Source organism: Acidovorax sp. GW821-FHT11A03, assembly GCF_058809075.1.
Window position 1 is genome coordinate 537,346 of sequence record NZ_JBXASG010000004.1, and the last position, 21,902, is coordinate 559,247.

Sequence of the window (21,902 nt, forward strand, 5' to 3'; positions counted from 1 at the left end):
TGAAAAAAGGCCCCGACGGGCGGGGCCTTTTTAGGGGGCGGGCGGCTTGGCTGGTTGTTTACGCAGCCACGGTCTTCAGCGCCGCGTTCAGCGTCTTGCTGGGGCGCATCACGGCGTCCAGCTTGGCGGTGTCGGGCAGGTAGTAGCCGCCGATGTCGGCGGGCGCACCCTGCACCGCGGCCAGCTCGGCCACGATGGTCTGTTCGTCGGCGGCCAGTTGCTTGGCCAGCGGCGCGAACAGCTTGGCCAGGTCGGCATCGTCGGTCTGCGCGGCCAGTTCCTGCGCCCAGTACAGGGCCAGGTAGAACTGGCTGCCACGGTTGTCGAGCTGGCCGGTCTTGGGCGAAGGGTTCTTGTTGTTGTCCAGGAGCTTGCCGGTAGCGGCATCCAGCGTCCTGGCCAGCACCTTGGCCTTGGCGTTGCCGGTCTTCAGGCCCAGGTCTTCCAGCGACACGGCCAGCGCCAGGAATTCGCCCAGCGAATCCCAGCGCAGGTGGTTTTCTTCCACCAGCTGCTGCACGTGCTTGGGGGCCGAGCCGCCCGCGCCGGTTTCATACATGCCGCCACCGGCCATCAGGGGCACGATGGACAGCATCTTGGCCGAGGTGCCCAGTTCCATGATGGGGAACAGATCGGTCAGGTAGTCGCGCAGGATGTTGCCGGTGGCGCTGATGGTGTCCTGGCCGCGGATCACGCGCTCCAGCGTGTAGCGCATCGCACGCACCTGGCTCATGATCTGGATGTCCAGGCCCGCCGTGTTGTGCTCGTGCAGGTACATCTTGACCTTGGTGATCAGCTGCGCTTCGTGCGGGCGGTACGAGTCGAGCCAGAACACCACGGGCATGCCGGAGTTGCGGGCGCGGTTCACGGCCAGCTTGACCCAGTCGCGGATCGCGGCGTCCTTGACCTGGCACATGCGCCAGATGTCGCCGGCTTCCACGTTCTGGGAGAGCAGCACTTCGCCGGTGGCCAGATCGGTGATGTTGGCCACGCCGTCTTCGGTGATCTCAAATGTCTTGTCGTGCGAGCCGTACTCTTCGGCCTGCTGGGCCATCAGGCCCACGTTGGGCACCGTGCCCATGGTCTTGGGGTCGAACGCGCCGTGCCACTTGCAGAAGTTGATGATCTCCTGGTAGATGCGGGCAAAGGTCGATTCGGGCATCACGGCCTTCACGTCCTTCAGGCGGCCGTCGGCGCCCCACATCTTGCCGCCGTTGCGAATCATCGCGGGCATGGAGGCGTCCACGATGATGTCGTTGGGCGAGTGGAAATTGGTGATGCCCTTGGCCGAATCGACCATGGCCAGCTCGGGGCGGCCTTCGTGGCAGGCGTGAAGGTCTTTCAGGACTTCTTCTCGCTGGGCCGTGGGCAGCGTGGCGACCTTTTCGTACAGGTTGGCCATGCCGTTGTTCACGTTCACGCCCAGCTCTTCGAACAGCTTGCCGTGCTTGGCGAACGCGTCCTTGTAGAAGATCTTCACGCAGTGGCCGAACACGATGGGGTGGGACACCTTCATCATCGTGGCCTTCACGTGCAGCGAGAACATCACGCCGGTCTTGCGCGCGTCTTCGATTTCCTTTTCGTAGAACTCGACCAGCGCCTTCTTGCTCATGAACATGCTGTCGATGATTTCGCGGTCCAGCAGCGAGACCTTGGGTTTGAGCACCACGGTCTTGCCGCTCTTGGTGATCAGCTCCATCTTCACGTCGCGGGCGCGGTCCAGCGTCATGGACTTTTCGCCATGGTAGAAGTCGCCGGCGTGCATGTGCGACACATGCGAACGCGAGGCCTGGCTCCAGTCGGCCATGCTGTGCGGGTTCTTGCGCGCGTATTCCTTCACGGCCTTGGGGGCGCGGCGGTCGGAGTTGCCTTCGCGCAGCACGGGGTTCACGGCCGAGCCGATGCAGCGGGCATACCGCGCGCGGATCGCCTTTTCTTCTTCGGTCTTGGGATCTTCCGGGTAGTCAGGGATCGCATAGCCCTTGCCCTGCAGCTCCTTGATGCAGGCCTGCAACTGGCCCACCGAGGCGCTGATGTTGGGCAGCTTGATGATGTTGGCATCGGCCTGCAGGGTCTTCTTGCCCAGCTCTGCCAGGGTGTTGGGCACCTTCTGTTCGGCGGTCAGCGATTCGGGGAACTCGCCCAGCACGCGCGCGGCCACGGAGATGTCGCTCTCGGTCACGTTGATGCCCGCAGGCGCCGCAAAGGTGCGGATGATGGGCAGGAAGGAAGCCGTGGCCAGACGGGGTGCTTCGTCGGTCAGGGTGTAGATGATGGTCGGTTGCTGGGTCGTCATGGCTTGTCTCACGAAACAGAGTATGTAAATGTCCCCGGCCGGGTCGCAGCGGGGCCAAACGCGGATGCTCTCTGATTCTCCTTCCTTGCGGCGTTCCGTGCCCCCTGTTTTTGCAATCGAATCCCATAATGCAAAATTTACCGACGGGTAAAGCCTTTTTTTTCATGGCGGGCCCGGCCGAGGCGCCCCTGAAACGCGGGCTCAGGCGCTGGCCGGCCGGCGCGGCACTTCGCGGACCCGGTCTCCAGCCACCGCGAACCGCCGCGCGGACGGGGGCACCGGCTGGCTGGACATGCCCGTGAAAGCCCCGAACGCGGGCAGCACCAGAAGCCCCGGCTGCCACGCGAAGCACGGCAGGCGGACCGTGTCCCGCGCAGGACCCTGCAAGGTGGCCACCGGGTGCCAATGCCCTGCCAGCACCGTATCGCCCGGCCCCGCCTGCGGATGGTGGCAAGCCAGCAGCCCGGCCCCCTCCACGGGCCGCCAGGGCTCATCGGCCACATCGACGCCCAGCGGCGCGGGTGGGTCGCCCGCATGCAGGTCGTGGTTGCCGCGCACCAGGGTCATGCGGATGCAGGCGTGGCGCTCGCGCCAGGGCAGCAACTGGTTCCACAGCGGCGCGCCGGCGCCGCTGCGCGCGTGCAGAAAATCGCCCAGGAAGACCAGGTGTCCGGCGCCCGTGGCCGCCAGCACCGCGTCGAGCCGGGCCAGGTTGTCGGCCGTGGTGCCATGCGGCACGGGCTGGCCCGCGCGGCGGAAGGTGGCGGCCTTGCCGAAGTGCACGTCGGCCACGAAGGCCGTGCGCGCGGCGGGCCACCACACGGCGCGCTGGGGCAGCAGCCACAGGGCAGTGCCGCAGGGCAGGGTGATGGCCTGGGCGCCTGGGGGAGGTGCGGTGGGTGAAGGGGCGAAAGAAGGGTCTGCGTTCACGGGCAAGGTCGGTCGTCGAGGTGCTCAGAATCCATGGCGCCTTCTCGGTCGGCGGGGCGTGTCGCCGGCATCGCCTCGGCGCGCGCGCCGGGGCGACGCGGTGGCCCCGTCGGGCACGTCCCAGGCCATGTCGGCCGGGGCCACGGGATGGTCGGCGTGGTGGGTGCCGGTGGTGTCGTCGGCGGCCTTCTCCAGCGCCTGCACCATGCGCGCCAGGCGGTCGGCCAGCGTTTCGGTGCTCAGGCGCTCGCGAAAGCGCTCCACCATCAGCGGCAGAGCGAATGGGGTGGGGCGCGTGAGGGCATGGATGGACAGGGTCTGCGCCTGCATGCCGCGCAGGGTGCGGGCCAGGCGCTCCATGTCCAGCTCGTTGGCCAGCAGCTCGGCGCGGGCCTGGGCCAGCAGCAAGTTGTCCGGGTCGTACTGGGCGAACACGTCGTAGTACAGCGAGGACGATGCCTGCAGCTGGCGGCTGCTGCGCTGCTCGCCCGGGTGGCTCTGGAAGATGAGGCCGGCGATGCGCGCGATCTCGCGAAAGCGCCGGCGTGCCATCTCGGTCGCGTTCAGGCTGGCCAGCACTTCGTCCTCCAGCCCGCTGCCGATGGTGGTGTGCGTGCCCTCGCCGATCAGGCGCGGCAGCAGCGCGGCCCAGTCCACGGGCTTGGCGGACAGCAGCTCCAGCCCATAGTCGTTGACCGCGATGGAGAAGGTGTTGGGCACCTGCTGCGACGCGCGCCAGGCCAGCAGCCCCGCCAGGCCCAGGTGCACCAGGCGGCCGGCCAGCGGGTACAGGTACAGGTGCCAGCCCTCGCGGGTGTGCAGGGTTTCGGCCACCAGGCGGCCGGGCGTGGGCAGGGCCGACCAGGCGTGCTGCAGCGCGAGCAGCGGCTGGGCGCACAACATCTCGGGCGAGGCGTACACACCGCGCTCGGCCTGCTCCAGCATCTCCAGCATGGCGTCGGCCAGCGTGTTCGACAGCGGCATGCGCCCGCCGTTCCAGCGCGGCAACGCGGCGCTGCCCTTGGGCGCCACGCGCACGTAGGCGGTCATCTGCTGGGTGCGCACCAGCTCCAGCAGGCGGCCCGCGAACATGAACACGTCGCCCTTGCGCAACCGGGCGATGAAGCTCTCTTCCACCGAACCCAGGCGCCCGCCGCTCACGAACTGCACCTGCATGCTGGCGTCGCTGACGATGGTGCCGATGTTGCTGCGGTGGCGGCGCGCGAGCCGCGCATCGGGCACGCGCCAGATGCCCTCCTCGTCGGGCGCAGCGCGCTGGAAGTCGGGGTAGATGGCCAGCGAGGCGCCGCCCTGGCGCACGAACTGCAAGGCCCATTGCCAGTCGTTGTCGGCCAGTGCCGCATAGGCCGGCGCGCGGCGCACTTCGGCCAGCAGCTCGGCAGGCACGAAGCCGCCGCCCAGGGCAATGGTGACCAGGTGCTGCACCAGCGCGTCGAGTGGCGCGCGCGGCGTGTGCCGGTCTTCGATGCGGCCCAGCGCCAGCGCGTGGCGCGCGGCGGCGGCCTCCACCAGCTCCAGGCTGTGCGTGGGCACCAGCGTGATGCTCGACGTGCGCCCCGGCGCGTGGCCCGAGCGGCCCGCGCGCTGCACCAGTCGCCCCACGCCCTTGGCCGAGCCGATCTGCAGCACCTGCTCTACGGGCAGAAAGTCCACGCCCAGGTCCAGGCTCGACGTGCAGACCACGGCCTTGAGCAGGCCGGCCTTGAGCCCGTTCTCCACCCAGGCGCGCACCTCCTGGCCCAGCGATCCGTGGTGCAGCGCGATGGTGCCCGCCCAGTCGGGCCGCGCCTCCAGCAGCGCCTGGTACCAGCGCTCGGCCTGCGAACGGGAGTTGGTGAAGACCAGGGTGGACGTACAGGCCTCGATGGACTGCACCACCTGCGGCAGCAGCGCCAGGCCCATGTGGCCGGCCCAGGCAAAGCGGTCCACCTTGGCCGGCAGCATCACGTCGACCTGCAGCGCCTTGTCGATGCGGCCCTGTACCAGCACGGCGGGCGGCACTGCGGGGGCATCGTGGACCGGGCGGGGCAGCAGCGTATCCAGCGCCTCCTGCAGGTTGCCCAGCGTGGCCGACATGCCCCACACCTGCAGCGCAGGGTTCCAGCCCGACAGGCGCGCCAGCGCCAGCTGCGCCTGCACGCCGCGCTTGTTGCCCACCAGCTCGTGCCACTCGTCCACCACCACCAGCCGCACGTGGCGCAGGCGCTCGTGGGCATCTGCCCGCGCCAGCAGCAGCGAGACGCTCTCGGGCGTGGTCACCAGCAGCGTGGGCAGGCGGCGGTCCTGCGCGGCGCGCTCGCCACTGGCGGTGTCGCCGGTGCGCAGGCCGCTGGACCAGTCCGGCGCCAGGTCGGGCAGGGGCTCTACCAGCGCACGCAGCGTGTCGGCGGCCAGGGCGCGCATGGGGGTGATCCACAGCACCGTGAGCGGCGGCGCCGCCGCGCGGCGTGTGCGCAGGGCCGTGCGCGCACTGGCGTCCGCCGTGGGTGCCACGGGCGCGCCTGCCAGCGCCAGGTGCTGCAGCGCACCCAGCCACACGGCATAGGTCTTGCCCGCGCCGGTGGTGGCGTGCAGCAGGCCCGAGCGGCCCTCGCCCATGGCGCGCCACACCTCCTGCTGGAAGCCGAAGGGCTGCCAGCCGCGCGTGGCCATCCAGCCTGCGGCCGCGCTCGCGGCCACGGTGGGCAGCGGCTTGCGCGGACGGCGCGCCGTGCTCATGCGGCAGCGTCCTGCCCCGGCAGCAGGGCCATCAGGGTCTGCAGGGTATCGGCCTCGGCCACCGTCTTGTCCTGGCGCCAGCGCAGCATCCGTGGAAAGCGCACGGCGATGCCGCTCTTGTGCCGCGGGCTCCTGCCGATGCCCTCGAAGCCGAGCTCGAAGACCATGGTCGCATCCACGCTGCGCACGGGCCCGAAGCTCTCGCGCGTGGTCTTGCGGACGATGGCGTCCACCTGCGCGATCTCCGCATCCGTCAGGCCCGAATAGGCCTTGGCGAAGGGCACGAGCTGCCGGTCGGGGTCGTCCTGCGGCCCGGTCCACACGGCAAAGGTGTAGTCGGTGTACAGGCTGGCACGCCGGCCGTGGCCGCGCTGGGCGTAGATGAGCACGGCGTCCACGCTCATGGGGTCGATCTTCCACTTCCACCACACGCCCACGTCCTTGGTGCGGCCCACGCCGTAGTGCGCCTGGCGGTGTTTGAGCATGAAGCCCTCGGTGCCCATGCCGCGCGCGGCCTCGCGCTGGCGCGCGAGGTCCGGCCAGTCGGCGCCGTGCAGCAGGGCGCTCAGGCGCAGTGCGGGTGGGGCTGCGGGCTCTGCGATGGCGTCGGGTGGCTGCGGCACTGTCTCCAGCAGTGCGCGGCGGGCCTGCTGGGGCTGCTGGCGCAGGTCCTGGCCCGCATGTTCGAGCAGGTCGTAGGTCACCAGCACCACGGGCAGCTCGCGCAGCAGCTTGGGCGTCAGTGTCTTGCGGCCGAGGCGCTTTTGCAGGTCGGCAAAGGGGCGCGGCTGGGGCTCACGGGGCAGCCATACGAGGATTTCTCCATCGACCACCGTGCCGTCGGGCAGGGCCGCCATCGCGGCCTCGGCCAGTTCGGGAAAGCGGTCGGTCACCAGCTCCTCGCCGCGCGACCAGACCCACACCGCGCCGCCGCGGCGCACGATCTGCGCGCGGATGCCGTCCCACTTCCACTCCACCAGCCAGTCTTCGGGCGCGCCCAGCAGCGCGGGCATCTCGGCCAGGGGCTGGCTGAACGGGTGGGCCAGGAAGAAGGGGTAGGGCTGGCCTGCCATGGCCGTGTCGCTGCCCGTGCTGGCGGCGCCGTCTTTACCCTCGTCCACGGGGGCCACCAGCGCGCTGTAGTCGCCCGCCTGCGGCTGCCGGCCGATCTGTGTGTAGCCCATGAGCCGGTGCGCGATGCGCTTGGGGTCCAGCGCGCTCACCGTGGCGAGTGCCTGCGTGACCTGCAGGCGCGACACCCCCACGCGGAAGTTGCCGGTGATGAGCTTGAAGTACACGAAGCGCTGCTCCGGCGCCAGCATGTCCCACTGCGCGCGCAGCCGGGCATCGGCCTCCTCGGGGGGCAGGGCGCGCAGGGGCAGCAGCCGGGCCATCCACTCGGCCAGCGGCAGGTCCACCGGCTGCACGGGCGGTGGCAGCAGCAGGGCCAGGGTTTCGGCCAGGTCGCCCACGGCCTGGTAGCTTTCCTCGAACAGCCATTCGGGCAGGCCGGCGGCCTCCTGCGCCAGGGCCTTCAGGCGCTTGGTGGGCACCATCTGGCGCGGCTTGCCGCCCGCGAGGAAGTAGGTGGCCCAGGCCGCATCGGCCGCTGGTGCCGCGCGCAGGTAGGCCACCAGCGCGGCCAGCTTGGCCGACTGCCCGGTGGTGGAGTCCAGAGCATGGAACAGTGTGGCAAAGGCCTTCATGGTGCCGCGGCCTCCGGCGCCGGTGCATCGGCCTGCGGTGGCGGCGCTGCAGCCCCTGCGTCGTCCTCGTTGTCGTCGGCGCCGTACTCGGTGGCGAACACCTGCGCATTCAGCCCCTGCTCGCACAGCCAGCGCACCATGACCTCGGTGCTGCCATGGGTCACGATGATGCGCTCGGCCCCCGTGGCGGCTATGGCCTTCTGCAGGCTGGGCCAGTCCGCGTGGTCGCTCATCACGAAGCCCCGGTCCACGCCACGGCGCCGGCGCGCGCCGCGCACCAGCATCCAGCCGCTGGCAAAGGCATCGGAATGCTCGCCAAAGCGCTTGAGCCAGGGCGTGCCCGCCGCCGAGGGCGGTGCCAGCACCAGCGCGCGGCGCAGCTCGGCCTTGGTGGCGCCCGGGTCCGTCACGCGCAGGGTGGGCGGCAGCGCCACGCCCGCCGCGCGGTACACGGCGTTGAGCGGCTCCACCGCGCCGTGCACGATGATGGGGCCGATGCCCGCATCCACCCCGTGCAGCAGCCGCTGCGCCTTGCCGAAGGCATACGCATACAGCACGCTGGCCTTGCCCGCCGCCGCATTCGCGGCCCACCATGCGTTGATGTCCGCGAACAGCGCCGGCTGCGCCGGCCAGCGGTAGATGGGCAGGCCGAAGGTCGATTCGGTGATGAAAGTATGGCAGCGCACCGGCTCGAACGGCGGGCAGGTGCCATCGTCTTCGAGCTTGTAGTCGCCCGAGGCCACCCACACCTGGCCGCCATGTTCCACCCGCACCTGGGCCGATCCCAGCACATGCCCCGCCGGGTGCAGCGACAGGCGCACGCCGTGGTGGTCGATGGTGTCGCCATAGGCCAGCGTCTGCAGATCGATATCGGCTCCGAGTCGGTTGCGCAGCGTGCCTTCGCTGTCCTGGTGCGCCAGGTAGTGGGCCGAGCCCATGCGCGCATGGTCCGAATGCGCATGCGTGATCACGGCCCGGCTGACCGGCCGCCAGGGGTCGATGTAGAAATCCCCGGCCGGGCAGTACAGGCCTTCGGGGCGGTGGACGATGAGGTCGCTGGGGGGCACGGTCAGGGCATCGTAGGGGGCACGCCCCATCCGGGGGGCGGGCTGGGGATTGCAGAAAGAGGTTTTGTCCCTAAAATTTAGATAAAAATGACTTCCAGCGCTTATCCATCAAGCGCCAATAGCTATCAAAAAATGAGTAAACCGCAATCTGCCTGCTGTGCAGGCGGATAGTTCGTTGCGCCATCCCATCATCCTGCGTGCACCTCCCCTGTCTGCAGGCCAATACCGCTTTCGTATGCACACAGAAATCGCCCGCCCGTCAGACGCCGCCGCCATCGCGGCGGTGCTGCGCGAGGCCGCGCAGTGGCTGGTAGACCGCCAGATGCCGCTGTGGGCCGTGTCCGATTTCAGCGAGGAACGTGTGCAGCAGGATGTGGATACCGGCCACTTCCTGGTGGCCAGGGTGGGCGATGACGTGGCGGGCGTGGTGCGCTGGCAGCGCGAAGACCCCACTTTCTGGCCGGATGCGGAACCAGGCACCTCCGCGTTCCTGCACAAGCTGGCCGTGCGGCGGGCATGGGCGGGGCAGGGGGTGTCTGCCGCGCTGCTGGCGTTCGGGCGCGAGCACGCCCGCAGCCTGGGTGTGCGGTACCTGCGGCTGGACTGCGTGGCCGATCGGCAGCCGCTGCGCGCACTCTATGAGGACTTTGGTTTTACCCTGTACGACTGTGTGCTGAAAGGCCGCAGGGAATTTGCGCGATACCAGATCGCGTTGTAGGCAGCGTGGGTGCCTGCCGTCCACCAAGGAGCAATGCATGCGCCGTGTTTGTGTGTTCTTCCAGTTCTTCCTGCTGTGGTTGGGGGTGGCTGCCCTGGCCGTTGCCCAGGACGGCAGCCCAGCCCCCCGCACCAATGCCTTCAACGACCCCTTCGTCCAGGTCACCAGCGCCATCCCGCAATGCCCCGTGCCCGAGGGCCCGCTCTACACCGACGCCGAGGTGCGCGAGCTGGCGCACACGCGCTCGCAGCATGGCGGCAGCTGCCACCGCGTGGGGCGCTGCCGGCTGCCCAACTCCTACCTGTACGACGCGGAGCTCATCCCGCGCGTGCAGCGCTATATCCGCGAGGAGGGGCGCTTCGACGACACCAGCGTCTGGGTGCTGGGCGAGCGGCGGCTGGTCACGCTGATGGGCTGCGTGCAGTCCGAGGCGCAGTCGCAGGCGCTGGAGAAAGCCGTGGGGCTGGTGGATGACGTGATGGGTGTCATCAACCTGCTGCAGGTGGGCACGGCGCGCGCGGGCGCGCGCTACCCGCTCGCGCCCGCGCGCCCCTGACGGGGCTTCATTCACAGCGGTGGGACCCGGTGCGACCAGGGGTCGGCCTGTTCCAGTTCATAGGCCAGTGCGAACAGCGTCTGCTCGTCGCCGACCCGCGCCGCGAAATGGCTGCCGATGGGCAGGCCGCGCGCGCTCAGCCCCAGCGGGACCGACATCGCCGGCGTGCCCGCCACGTTGTGCAGCGGCGTGTACGACGCATAGCGCATCAGCCGGGCCCACAGCGTGGCGCCGGGCACGGTGGGGGCAAGCCACCCCAGCCGTGGCGGCTCGCTGGCGGCCACCGGGCTGAGCACGACATCCACGGCGTCGAACCAGGCATTCACCTGCGCGCCCACGGCGGCAAAGTGCGCGCCGGCGCGTGCCGCCGCGCCGGCGGGGAGCGCGCGCGCGTGCCGTGCCAGGTGCAGGGTCCAGGGCTCCAGCAGCGTGTCGGGCGGGCGGCCCGTGCCCTCGGCCTGCTGCAGCGCCCGCTCGGCGCCGCCGCTCCAGGCCACCATGAAGGCATCGAAGAACCGCTCGCCGTCGATGCCGTGCGCAAAGGGCTGCACCTGGTGCCCAAGCCGTTCGCACAGCCGCGCGACGCGGGTGACTTCCTGCAGCACCGCGGGGTCCGGCATCTCGCCAAAGAGGTTCTGCGGCGCGAAGCCAATGCGCAGGCGCCGGGCCGAGGGCCTGTGCACCGCGGGCATGGGCGGCAGCGGCGCGGCGCCATCGCCGCGCTGGTTCCACCAGAACAGCGTGGCGCTGTCGCGCACCGTGCGGCTCACCGCGTGGTCGACACCGGCATCGCGCGGGCCGGAGCCTTGCATGCGCGAGCGGCTGGGCTTGAGCCCGAACAGCCCGCAGCACGAGGCGGGGATGCGGATCGAGCCACCGCCATCCGTCGCGTGCGCCATGGGCAGCATGCCCGCGGCCACGGCCGCCGCGGCGCCGCCCGAGGAACCACCCGGGGAGTGCAGCGGGTTCCAGGGATTGCGGACCGGGCCGCCAAGCAGGGGTTCGGTGGTGGCGCTGAGCTGGAACTCGGGCGTTGCCGTCTTGCCGATGGCGATCAGCCCGCTGGCTTCGCAGCGCGCCACCAGCGGCGACGAGGCGCTGGAAAGTGCCGCGTCCGCCTGCAGGCGCGAGCCGCTGCGCCGGTGCGTGCCTTGCAGGTCGACCGCGTCCTTGTAGGCAAACGGCACGCCCCAGAAGGGCCCGGGGGAGGGCGGCCCCTGCCACTGGCCGCGGGCCCGGTCGGGGCAGAGTTCCACCAGCGCCTGCAGCCTGGGGTTGACGTTCGCCACGCGCGCCAGGCTGGCCTGCACCAGCTGCGCGGGTTGCAGATGGCCCGCCCGCACCAGCGCTGCCTGGGCCGTGGCATCGAGCGCCAGCAGGCCGTGGGTGGCGCCGCGGGCGAAAGCGGGGCGCAGGGGGGCGCCCAGTGCGGTCAGGCCCATCAGGCCCAGAAGATCTCGTCGTTGCATGGTGTGTTTGCACAGGGAATGAAGGAGAGGGCCATCGTCCCTGGGCCGGGCCGCGCCAGCTTGTATAAAAGCGCCATGGCCGCGCTTTTTTGCTACCACCTGCTGCCCGCCTGCCTGGGCGATATCGACGAACGCCCCCACGCGCTGCTGGCGCGGGCCGTGCGCACGCAGGTGCAGGGCTTCGTCACCCACCAGGCATATGTGGCGCAGGTGCTGCGCGGCGGCCCGCAGGCGCGCGGGCAAGAGGCCCGGCGGGAGGCGCGCCTTGCGCTGCTGTGTGCGCTGGACCTGAACCCGGTGCATGCGCTCCTGGCGCCCTCGGCCGCCGTGGGCCGTGGGCCCTCTGCGTTCGTGGACCGCTGGAACGCCTACAACCGGATGGCGCCCCTGGGCGTCAACACGCAGCTCGATGGCCAGGGCGCGCTGCGGCGGGAATCCCCCATGCTGCCGGACCGCGCCCTGCGTGCCGCGGCGCAGCGAAGTGCGGACATCCGCGCGAGCATTGCCGCCTCGTGCGTGAGCGTGCTGGCGCGCGGCGGCACCAGCGGCAGCCCGGCGGATGCGCCGCGCACGCTGCAGTCCCTGGCGCGGCGGCTGGGGTGCGCGAACGAGGTGCTGGACCTGCTGGCCTGGTGGCGCGAGGAGCCTGCCCTGGCCCTGCCCGACGCCGCCCGCCGCCTGGGTCGCAGCGCGCGCCAGCTGCAACGCGATCTGGCCCGGCACGGCCTGGGCTTTGCCACGCTGCGCCAGGCCGCCCGCATCGAGCACGCGCAGCAGGCCCTGCTTGGCGGCACGGCCAGCCTGACGGGCATCGCGCATGCCGCGGGGTTCTCCGACTCCGCGCACTTCGTGCATGGCTGGCAGCGTGCCTGTGGCGTCAGCCCCAGCCAGTACCGGCAACTGGCCGGTCGCCTGGACGCCCGGGGCTCCCTCTGCGCCCCGGGGACCGTGCGCAGAGGGGTGGATGTCGTGGAAAACGCGCAATAGGTTTGGCGGTCCGCTGCGGCATATTGCGGCTTCCATCCCTGCAAAGGAAAACATATGCCCCGTAGGTTCCAGAGCTTCCTTCCTCACCTGTCTCCGCGCACTGTTGTGTCCCGCGTTGCCGCAGTGGCGCGGCACCCTGCGCACCCGCAGCCCGCCGCGCCCCGCGGGGCCGGCACCGCAAGGCCAGGCCGCCGCTGGCTCGTGCCCGCGCTGGCCATGGCGGCGTGGGTGGCCGCGATGCCGGGCGCGCACGCCAAGACGTTCCGCTGGGCCGGGTCCACCGACATCCAGTCCATGGACATCCACTCGCAGAACAGTGCCCTGGGCAATGGCATCCATGCGGCGGTGTACGAGTCGCTGGTGATGTTCAACAGCCGCACGCTCAAGGTCGAGCCGCTCCTGGCGACCTCGTGGCAGCAGGTCAGCCCCACGCAGTTGCGCGTGAAGCTGCGCCAGGGCGTGAAGTTCAGCGACGGATCGCCCATGACGGCCGACGACGTGGTGTATTCGCTGCAGCGCGCGATGAGCAAGACCTCCACCTACGCCATCTACACCCAGGGCATGGAGCGCATCGCCAAGGTCGACGGCGAGACCATCGACATCTTCCTGAAGAACCCCAACCCGGTGCTGCTCAACCAGCTGACCGAGCTGCGCGTGATGAGCAAGGCCTGGGCCGAGAAGAACAATGCCGTGGAGCCCAAGGACATCAAGTCCAAGGACGAGACCTTCTCGCACCGCAATGCCATGGGCACCGGGCCCTTCGTGCTCAAGGAATGGGTGCCCGACCAGAAGCTGGTGTTTGCCGCCAACCCGCAGTGGTGGAACGCGGGCAAGACCGAGGGCAACGTCACCGAGATCGTCTACACGCCCATCAAGTCCGAGGCCACGCGCGTCGCGGCCCTGCTCTCGGGCGAGGTCGACATGGTGCGCGACACCAGCCTGCAGGACCTGGAGCGCCTCAAGGCCAACCCGAGCATCAAGGTGATGGAGATGGTCGAGAACCGCACCATCTACCTGGCCCTGGACCAGTTCCGCGACGAGCTGCCGGGCAGCAGCGTCAAGGGCAAGAACCCGCTCAAGGACCTGCGCGTGCGCAAGGCGCTGTACCAGGCCATCGACGTGGCCACGCTGCAGCGCGTGACCATGCGCGGCATGTCCAAGCCCACGGGCGCCATGGTCTCGCCCCTGGTCAACGGCTGGACCGAGGCGGTGGACAAGCGCCTGCCCTACGACGTCAATGCCGCCCGGGCGTTGCTGGCCGAGGCGGGCTACAAGGACGGTTTCGAGGTCGACTTTGCCTGCAGCAACAACTCCATCATCCAGGACGAGAACCTGTGCCAGGCCATCACCTCGATGTGGGCGCGCGTGGGCGTCAAGGCCAAGCTGCGCACCCTGCCGTCGGTGACCTACTACCCCATGGCCCAGCGGCACGAGGCCAGCATCACCCTGCTCAGCTGGGGCGTGCCGACCTTCGATGCGCTGTACACCCTGCAGTCGCTCACGCGCACCAAGACCACGGGCGGCGACGGCAACTACAACCTGGGCCGCTACAGCAACGAGCGCATGGACTACGTCGTGGACCGCGTGAAGACCGAGATCGACCAGCCCGTGCGCAACCGCCTGCTGACCGAAGGCCTGCAGCTGCAGAACGACACGGTGGCCAACATCCCCCTGCACAACCAGATGCTGGCCTGGGCGATGAAGAAGAACGTCGAACTCGTGCAGCGCCCCGACAACCGCATCGACTGGCGTTTAATCAAGGTGAACTGACCTTTGCCCCCGGTGTTCCATCAAACCGCGTCGAGCGGGAACACCGGCCGGCGCACGTTCTTGAAAGGGAACAGTGCGTAGTTGGAGCTGGTCACGCCCGTGGGGCTGTCGCATTCGACCAGCGCGTGCGACAGCGGCACGAACACCGGGCGGCAGTACATGCGCGACTTGAGCAGCATGAAGCGGTGCGCCGTGGGGTCCACGCCCACGCACGAGAACACGCCCAGGTCCCAGGGCTCGTGGGTCTTCTCGGTCACCACGATGAGGGCGCTGCCGGTGTCGAACAGCACGGTGCGCCCCATCGCGCAGCGCTGCCCGGTGTAGATGGGCCCGGTCACGGTGTACTCGCCGTCGCTGATGGCGAGCACCGTGCCGCTGAGCGCCACGGGCTCCTTGGACACCCCCAGTTGGGTGAGCGGCACCTTGTTGCCCAGGCGCACGGTGCACTGCGCGCCCACGCCGGCCGCCACGAGCTCGGCCACCGCCGCGGGGTCGCACAGCGGGCCCACGGCGATGTCCGACAAGCCGCCATCCAGGGCGGCTTGCAAGACGTCCATGGAGTCGCAGGTGCCGCCGGACATGCAGTTGTCGCTGTGGTCCAGCAGCAGCACCGGGCGCTCGGCGCCTTGCGCCAGGGTCTGCGCGCGCTGCAGGGAGTCGGCCAGGGGCTCGCTGTCGTAGACGAACTCGGCGCGCTCCTGCCAGATGGTGGCCGCGATGCGGTCGGCCACGGCCTGGGCTGCTTCGGGCGCATCGGCAAGGCCGGTGACCACCACGCTCATGAACGGCGCCTCGATGTCGGCCAGCGAGAACCCCGCGAACACCGAGACGGCGGGCACGCCATCGGCCTCGGCAGCGCGGGCGGCGTCCACCGCACGCAGCATGGCGCCCTCCAGCGTGGTGCTGCGCAGGGTGTGGCCCATCATGGGCAACTGGTGCCAGCGCACGCCGTAGCGCGCCTGGCCCTGCAGCATGGCCAGCAGCAGGCGCCCGGCATGCTCGCCGGTCTCGTACATGTCGATGTGCGGGTAGGTCTTGAAGCCCACCATGACGTCGGCGTTGGCGACCATCTTCGGTGTGATGTTGCCGTGCAGGTCCAGCGCCACGCCGATGGGCACGCCGGGCGCCGCGGCGCGCACGCGCGCGAGCAGGTCGCCCTCGCCATCGGGGCTGTTCTCGGCCACCATGGCGCCATGCAGGTCGAGCAGGATGGCATCGCAGCCGGGGGCGGCCTCCACGATGCGGCGGGTCAGCTCGTCGTAGGCCGCGGCATGCACCGGGCCGCTGGGGTTGGAGGTGGCCGACACCGGCGTCACCAGCGTGGCGCCCAGGCCCCGGGCCAGGTCGATGAAGGCCGCCATGGCCGTGCGCATGCCCAGGTTGTCGCGCAAGGCATCCTCGCCGTAGGTGGGCGCAAACGCCTCCAGGGGCGTGGGCACGGGCGAGAAGGTGTTGGTCTCGTGGTTCAGGCGGGCGATGAGGATCTTCATGCGGCGACCACCCGGGCGCTGCGCAGCATGGCCTGCAGCAAGACGTTGCACCCGGCCTCCAGGTGCTCGGGCTCGGCGTCCTCGATCTCGTTGTGGCTGATGCCGTCGGCGCAGGGCACGAAGACCATGGCCGTGGGCGCCAGGCGCGCCAGGTACACGGCGTCGTGCCCGGCACCGCTGACCACGTCCATGGCGCTGTAGCCCAGTGCCTGGGCATCGGCGCGCACGCCTTCGACCAGCGCGGGCGCAAACGGCTGTGGCGGGAAGTACACCACCTGCTCCACCGCGATGGGCGTGCGGCCGGCCGTGCCGATGCGCTCGCAGGCGGCGCGCAACGCGGCATCCATCTGCAGCAGCACGGCGTCGTCGGCGGCGCGCAGGTCCACCGTCATGCGCACGCTGCCCGGGATCACGTTGCGCGAACTCGGGAACACCCCCAGCACGCCCACCGTGCCGCGGGCATGCGGCGCATGGGCCAGGGCGATGCGGTTGACCTCGACCACCAGCGTGCTGGCGGCCAGCAGCGCATCGCGGCGCAGCTCCATGGGTGTGGGGCCGGCATGGGCCTCCATGCCCTGCACGCTCACGTCGTACCAGCGCTGGCCCAGGGCACCCTGCACCACGCCGATCACGCAGCCGTTGGCCTCCAGCACCGGGCCCTGCTCGATGTGCGCCTCGAAGTACGCGCCCACGGCCGGCGTGGGGCCGTCAGCGCCTGCATAGCCGATGGCAGTCAGTGCCTCGGCCACGCTGGTGCCCTGTGCATCGCGCTGGGCCAGGGCATGCTCCAGCGTGAAGGCGCCGGCGAAGACGCCCGAGCCCATCATCACCGGCACGAAGCGCGAACCTTCCTCATTGGTCCACACCGCCACCTCGATCGGGGCTTCGGTCACGATGCCGTGGTCGTTCAGCGTGCGCACCACCTCGATGCCGGCCAGCACGCCGTAGTTGCCGTCGAACTTGCCGCCCGTGGGCTGGGTGTCGATGTGGCTGCCGGTCATCACCGGGGGCAGGGCGTCGTTGCGCCCCGCGCGGCGCGCGAAGATGTTGCCGATGGCGTCGGTGCGCACGCTGCAGCCGGCCTCGCGCGCCCAGCGCACGAACAGGTCGCGGCCTTCGCCGTCCAGCGCGGTGAGGGCCAGGCGGCACACGCCGCCCTTGGGCGTGGCGCCTATCTGCGCCAGGTCCATCAGCGATTGCCACAGGCGCGCGCCGTTCACGCGCGGTTGCAGGGCAGGGGAGGGGGTCGTCGTCATGTCCACAGTCGAATTCCTGAAAAATCTATGCCAGGCCCACGCCCAGATAGCGGTCCTTGATGGCGTCGTCGGCGAGAAAGGCGGTGTTGTCCGCCTCGTGCACGATGGCGCCCTGCTCGATCACGTAATGCCGGTCGGCCAGCTGGGTGCAGACCTCCAGGTTCTGCTCCACCAGCAGGATGGCCACGCCCGCGGCCTTGATGGTCTTGAGCTGCGCCACGATCTCTTCCACGATCACCGGGGCAAGCCCTTCCACGGGCTCGTCCAGCATCAACAGGCGCGGCGCATTCATCAGCGCGCGGCCGATGGCCAGCATCTGCTGCTCGCCGCCCGAGAGCTGGCCGCCGCCATTGCCGCGCCGCTCCTTGAGGCGCGGAAAGATGCGGTAGATGTCCGGCAACTGCCAGGGCGAGCGCTTGCGCTGGCCCAGCAGCAGGTTCTCCTCCACCGTGAGCAGCTTGAAGATGCCGCGGTGCTCGGGCACCAGGCACACGCCGCGCTGGGCGATGGCATGCGTGGCCAGGCCCTGCACCTCGTCGCCCGCAAAGCGCACACGGCCCTGGGTGGGCGGAACCACGCCGCAGATGCTCTTGAGCGTGGTGGTCTTGCCCGCGCCGTTGCGCCCGAGCAGGGTGACCAGCTCGCCGTCGCCCACGCGCAGGTCCACGCCCTGCAGCACATGGCTCTTGCCGTAATGGGCGTGAAGCCCCTGGATGTCGAGGATCGTCATGCCGCCTTGCCCCCCGTGATCATGTTGCCCAGGTAGGCGCTGCGCACCCGGTCGTCGCTGCGGATCGCGTGCGGGTGCCCTTCGGCCAGCACGCGGCCCTGCTGCATCACCGTCACGGTGTCGGAGATGTCCATCACGATGTTCATGTTGTGCTCGATGAGTACCACGGTGTGCTCGTCCTTGAGTCCCTGGATCAGCCGCTTCATGTCATCCAGGTCGTCGATGCCCATGCCCGAGGTGGGCTCGTCCAGGAAGATCGCCTTGGGCCGCGCGGCCAGCGCCATGCCCACCTCCAGCCGGCGCTGCTGGCCGTGCGAGAGGTTGCCCACCGGCGTGTCGGCATGGCGCTCCAGCCCCAGGCGCGCCAGCACGCTGGCCACCACCTCGGCCTGCGAGCGCGCGCCCTGCGGCGCATGCCAGCAGTTGAGTGCATGGCGCGGCGCGGTGCCCTGGGCGGCCAGGCGCAGGTTCTCGCGCACGGGCAGCGTCAGGAACAGGCTCGTCACCTGGAAGGAGCGCGCCATGCCGCGCTGCACGCGGCGGTGGTCGGGCTCGTGCGTCACGTCGTGCCCGTCGAACACGATGCGCCCGCCGCTCACGTTCTTGGTGCCCGTGAGCATGTGGAACAGCGTGGTCTTGCCGGCGCCGTTGGGGCCGATGACCGAATGGACCGTGTTGGCGCGCACCTTGAGGTCCACGCCCGCCAGTGCGGCGAACTTGTCGTAGCGTTTTTCCACGCCCACGGCTTCGAGCAGGATGGGGGAGGGGGTGGCGGTGCTCATGCGTGGCCTCCTTGCGTGGCAGATGCGTCGGCCTTGCCGCCACGGCCCTTGCCGCGCAGCAGGTTCCAGGCCGACTCGCCCAGGCCCCACAGGCCGCGCTGCATGCCGAGGCTCACCACCATCAGCACCACACCCAGAATCAGCAGCCAGCGCGGCCACAGCGTGGACAGCCAGTCGCCCACCAGCAGGTAGAAGGCCGAGCCGAGCAGCGAGGCCAGCAGGTTACCCGTGCCGCCGATCACCGTCATGACGAGGATCATCTCGCTGGTGTGGTACTCGGCGCTCGCCAGCGGGGCGATGCCCGTCATCATGGCGTGCAGCGCGCCGGCCAGGCCCGTCACCGCGCCCGAGATCACGAAGGCCTGCAGCTTGAGCAGCTTGAGGTTGTAGCCGATGGCGCCCGCGCGCTCCTCGTTGTCGCGCACCGCCAGCAGCGTGCGCCCGAAGACCGAGGCCGACACCTTCTGCAGCAGCCAGAAGGCCACCAGGAACACCGTGGCCACGAAGCCGTAGTACTGCCAGGGCGAGGCCAGCGGCCACAGCGTGAAGCCGCCCACGGCCAGCGAGGGGCGCGGGATGTCCATCAGCCCGTTGTCGCCGCCCGTGATGCCAGGCATGGAGTAGGCGAGAAAGTAGAACATCTGCGCGAAGGCCAGGGTCAGCATCACGAAGTAGGTGCCGCGCTGGCGGATGGCCACCCAGCCCACGATGGCCGCGCCCAGCGCGCCCATCACCACGGCGAGCGCCAGGGCCAGCGGCATGGGCAGGGGCCAGCGCGTGAGCGTGAGGGCGATGGTGTAGCTGCCCAGGCCGAAGAAGATGCCCTGCCCGAAGGACAGCAGCCCGGTGTGGCCCAGCAGCAGGTTGCAGCCCATGGCGGCCAGGCCATAGATCAGCACCTCGCTGGCCAGCGAGCCCGATTGCATGGTCAACGGCATCACCAGCACCACGGCCAGGGCCAGCAGCAGGTGGGAATTCTTGTGAAAAATCGTCATGGCGGTGTTCATCCTTTGCGGCCCAGCAGGCCATGCGGGCGCAGCAGCAGCACGGCGGCCATGGCGATGTAGATCATCAGGCGCGCCCCCTCGGGCCACACGGTGCTCATCACGCTCTGCACGATGCCGATCAGCAGGCCGCCGATCAGCGCGCCGGCAAAGCTGCCCATGCCCCCGACCACCACCACGATGAAGGCCACGCCCAGCGCCTCGATGCCCATGAAGGGCTCGGCCCCGCGCATGGGGGCGGCCAGCACGCCGGCAATCGCCGCAGTGGCCGCACCCAGCGCGAACACCAGGCTGAAGATGCGGAACACGTTGATGCCGAGCAGCGAGACCATCTCCGTCGACTCGCTGCCCGCGCGCACCGCGCTGCCCAGGCGCGTGCCTTCGAGCACGTACCACAGGCCCACGGCCAGCACGGCGGTGAAACCGATCACGAACAGCCGGTACTTGGGGTAGACGATGCCGCCCCACATGACCACGCCCTGCAGCAGGTCGGGCACCGGCACGCTGTCGCCGAGCGGCCCCCATTGCAGGATCACCAGCTCCTGGATCGCCAGGGCCAGGCCCACGGTGACGAGGATGTGGAACTCGTGCGGCTTGGAATACACGTGGCGCAGCACCAGCTTTTCGGTGAGCCAGCCCAGGGCGCCCACGACCAGTGGCACCACGGCCAGCGCCAGCCAAAAGCTCAGGCCCCAGCGCGTCATCTGGAAGCAGAAGTAGGCGCCCAGCAGGTAGAACGCCCCGTGCGCGAAGTTCACGAAGCGCAGCAGGCCGAACACGATGGACAGGCCGACCGCCAGCAGGAAGTACAGCATGCCGATGCCGATCCCGTTGATGGCCTGTAGCAGGTAGATGTTCATGGGCGAGAGATGGAAGGAAAAATCCCAAGACGCGCGGCTGCGGGCCGTGGAGGAGGGCGATGCGGCAGAGCTTGCGAGCGTCACCGCGGGTTTGCATTCAGCCGGATGGCCAGGCGGGAAGCCGCAGACAGTGCGTTAGCACGGCAAGGCTTCCCAGCGACGCCAGCCGGTTGAAGGCCGATACGTGTCAGGTGAGCTTGCAGCCGGTCTGGTCCAGGGGCAGGAAGGACTTGCCCGAGCTGACCACGTCCACGTAGTCGTCCTTGTTGGCCATCTTCGCCTTGGCCTTGCCCTTGAGCAGGTAGTAGTTCTTGAGCACCTGGTGGTCGCCCTTGCGGATCTCTTCGTCGCCCGTCAGGCCCTGGTACTTCATGCCTTCCATGGCGGCGATCACGGCCTTGGGCTCCACCGTGCCGGCCTTGATGATGCCGTCGATCATGAGCTTGGTACAGATGTACGAGCCCGCCAGGCTGTAGTTGGGGTTGGACTTGAACTTGTCGTTGCTGCGCTTGACCAGGTCGAGGTTGAGCGGCGCATTGGCCGTGTGCCAGTACTGCGCGCCGAAGTAGATGCCTTCGCACAGGTCGGCACCCAGCGACTCGAACTGCTCCAGCCCCGAGGCCCAGGCCACCAGGATGGTCATGTTCTTGTGCATGCCGAAGCTCACGGCCTGGCGCAGCGCGTCGGACGACTGCGAGCCGAAGTTCAGCAGCAGCAGCACGTCGGGCTTGGCGGCCATGGCGTTGGTCAGGTAGCCGCTGAACTCCTTTTCGGTCAGCGAGTGGTAGCTGTTGCCCACATGCTCCAGGCCCTTTTCCTTGAAGATGTTCTTGGCGGCCGACAGCAGGCCGTCGCCGAACACGTACTGCGGCGTGATGGTGTACCAGCGCTTGGCCTTGGGCAGGGCCTCGGCCAGGGGGCGCACCGTCTGCTCGATGGCGCCGAAGGTGGGCACCGACCAGCGGAAGGTGGCGGCGTTGCAGTCCTTGCCCGTGATCTCGTCGGCGCCGGCGGTGGTGATGAAGATGCCGCCGGCCTTCTCGGCCTCCTTGCCCATGGCCAGCGATTCGGACGACAGGATGCCGCCCGCGAAGAAGCGCGTGCCCTGCTGCTGCGAGGACTCCTGCACCTTGCGCACGGCCGTGGCCGGCTTGCCTTCCGTGTCCAGCACCGTGTAGGCCAGGGGGCGCTTGAGGACCGTGCCGTACTGCTCGATGGCCAGCTTCATGCCCAGGTCGGCGAACTTGCCGTTGGCCGCGAACGCGCCCGACATGGGCACCGGGCAGCCGAACTGGATGGCACCGCTGGACTGCGCCCAGGCGCTCTGGGCCAGGCCCAGCGATGCGGGCAGTGCGCCCAGGGCGGAGAGTTGCAAGAGGTGGCGACGGTGCATGGGGGGCTCCTGTGGAGGGGTTGAGGCCGGCTGGCCGATAGCGGGGCACGGCTTGTGCAAAGCACACTGCGTGCCACCGCCGCAGAGCGTCGTTGGCGCTCATTTCTGCTATTTATAGTGATAAATAGAATAAACACCGTGCGTGGAAA

At 69.6% G+C, this 21,902-nt stretch carries 17 protein-coding genes; 4 read left to right on the forward strand and 13 right to left on the reverse strand.

The annotated features are described in order from the left end of the window. Positions 1-58 precede the first annotated feature (58 nt). From AC1RVY_RS12880 to AC1RVY_RS12900, 5 genes are all read right to left on the reverse strand, one after another. On the reverse strand, positions 59-2,296 hold the full coding sequence (locus AC1RVY_RS12880; protein WP_218339255.1) for an NADP-dependent isocitrate dehydrogenase: 2,238 nt from the start codon (positions 2,294-2,296) through the stop codon (positions 59-61). A gap of 201 nt (positions 2,297-2,497) precedes the next feature. After that, positions 2,498-3,232, reverse strand: coding sequence for a ligase-associated DNA damage response endonuclease PdeM (gene pdeM / locus AC1RVY_RS12885; protein WP_492806777.1), 735 nt, complete (start codon positions 3,230-3,232; stop codon positions 2,498-2,500). An 18-nt stretch (positions 3,233-3,250) separates the two neighbouring features. After that, entirely contained in the window at positions 3,251-5,965 is a 2,715-nt protein-coding gene (locus AC1RVY_RS12890) for a ligase-associated DNA damage response DEXH box helicase (RefSeq protein ID WP_492806778.1), read from the reverse strand. Next, positions 5,962-7,671 (reverse strand): ATP-dependent DNA ligase, encoded by a 1,710-nt coding sequence (locus AC1RVY_RS12895; RefSeq protein WP_492806779.1) that lies wholly within the window; start codon positions 7,669-7,671, stop codon positions 5,962-5,964. Before AC1RVY_RS12895 ends, AC1RVY_RS12890 begins: the two co-directional genes overlap by 4 nt. Continuing rightward, positions 7,668-8,768 carry a ligase-associated DNA damage response exonuclease gene (locus AC1RVY_RS12900; RefSeq protein WP_492806780.1) on the reverse strand — a complete coding sequence of 367 codons (1,101 nt, stop codon included), beginning with the start codon at positions 8,766-8,768 and terminating at the stop codon, positions 7,668-7,670. Before AC1RVY_RS12900 ends, AC1RVY_RS12895 begins: the two co-directional genes overlap by 4 nt. Positions 8,769-8,973: 205 nt before the next feature. Between AC1RVY_RS12900 and AC1RVY_RS12905 the strand changes: the two genes are divergently transcribed. Both AC1RVY_RS12905 and AC1RVY_RS12910 read left to right on the forward strand, forming a co-directional pair. Further along, on the forward strand, positions 8,974-9,456 hold the full coding sequence (locus AC1RVY_RS12905) for a GNAT family N-acetyltransferase (RefSeq protein WP_492806781.1): 483 nt from the start codon (positions 8,974-8,976) through the stop codon (positions 9,454-9,456). Positions 9,457-9,493: 37 nt separating this feature from the next. Beyond that, the gene (locus AC1RVY_RS12910) at positions 9,494-10,012 is read left to right on the forward strand and encodes a BON domain-containing protein (protein WP_218296458.1); all 519 of its coding nucleotides are present in this window, start codon (positions 9,494-9,496) and stop codon (positions 10,010-10,012) included. Between the two features lie 11 nt (positions 10,013-10,023). Here the strand turns inward: AC1RVY_RS12910 and AC1RVY_RS12915 are convergent, their stop codons facing one another. Next, positions 10,024-11,481 carry an amidase family protein gene (locus AC1RVY_RS12915; RefSeq protein WP_492806782.1) on the reverse strand — a complete coding sequence of 486 codons (1,458 nt, stop codon included), beginning with the start codon at positions 11,479-11,481 and terminating at the stop codon, positions 10,024-10,026. 75 nt (positions 11,482-11,556) lie between these two features. Here AC1RVY_RS12915 and AC1RVY_RS12920 point away from each other — a divergent pair, with 75 nt between their 5' ends. Together AC1RVY_RS12920 and AC1RVY_RS12925 are read left to right on the forward strand one after the other, a co-directional pair. Beyond that, complete coding sequence (locus tag AC1RVY_RS12920) at positions 11,557-12,468, forward strand: helix-turn-helix transcriptional regulator (RefSeq protein ID WP_492806783.1); 912 nt, start codon at positions 11,557-11,559, stop codon at positions 12,466-12,468. Between the two features lie 216 nt (positions 12,469-12,684). Further along, positions 12,685-14,238, forward strand: a complete 1,554-nt coding sequence (locus tag AC1RVY_RS12925) for an ABC transporter substrate-binding protein (protein ID WP_492806818.1) — start codon at positions 12,685-12,687, stop codon at positions 14,236-14,238. Positions 14,239-14,258: 20 nt separating this feature from the next. Here the strand turns inward: AC1RVY_RS12925 and AC1RVY_RS12930 are convergent, their stop codons facing one another. The 7 genes from AC1RVY_RS12930 to AC1RVY_RS12960 all read right to left on the reverse strand — a co-directional run bounded on the left by AC1RVY_RS12930 (position 14,259) and on the right by AC1RVY_RS12960 (position 21,753). Then, positions 14,259-15,728, reverse strand: a complete 1,470-nt coding sequence (locus AC1RVY_RS12930; RefSeq protein WP_492806784.1) for a M81 family metallopeptidase — start codon at positions 15,726-15,728, stop codon at positions 14,259-14,261. Continuing rightward, entirely contained in the window at positions 15,725-16,984 is a 1,260-nt protein-coding gene (locus AC1RVY_RS12935) for a Zn-dependent hydrolase (RefSeq protein ID WP_492806785.1), read from the reverse strand. The genes AC1RVY_RS12930 and AC1RVY_RS12935 overlap by 4 nt, the downstream gene beginning before the upstream one ends. A 25-nt stretch (positions 16,985-17,009) precedes the next feature. Continuing rightward, a complete protein-coding gene (locus AC1RVY_RS12940) occupies positions 17,010-17,714 on the reverse strand; it encodes an ABC transporter ATP-binding protein (protein WP_218296463.1) in 705 nt (234 codons plus the stop codon). Next, positions 17,711-18,496 carry an ABC transporter ATP-binding protein gene (locus AC1RVY_RS12945; RefSeq protein WP_218296464.1) on the reverse strand — a complete coding sequence of 262 codons (786 nt, stop codon included), beginning with the start codon at positions 18,494-18,496 and terminating at the stop codon, positions 17,711-17,713. The genes AC1RVY_RS12940 and AC1RVY_RS12945 overlap by 4 nt, the downstream gene beginning before the upstream one ends. Next, complete coding sequence (locus AC1RVY_RS12950) at positions 18,493-19,491, reverse strand: branched-chain amino acid ABC transporter permease (protein ID WP_492806786.1); 999 nt, start codon at positions 19,489-19,491, stop codon at positions 18,493-18,495. Before AC1RVY_RS12950 ends, AC1RVY_RS12945 begins: the two co-directional genes overlap by 4 nt. Positions 19,492-19,499: 8 nt before the next feature. Continuing rightward, entirely contained in the window at positions 19,500-20,360 is an 861-nt protein-coding gene (locus tag AC1RVY_RS12955) for a branched-chain amino acid ABC transporter permease (protein ID WP_218296466.1), read from the reverse strand. Between the two features lie 187 nt (positions 20,361-20,547). After that, complete coding sequence (locus AC1RVY_RS12960; protein WP_218296467.1) at positions 20,548-21,753, reverse strand: ABC transporter substrate-binding protein; 1,206 nt, start codon at positions 21,751-21,753, stop codon at positions 20,548-20,550. Positions 21,754-21,902 lie beyond the last annotated feature (149 nt).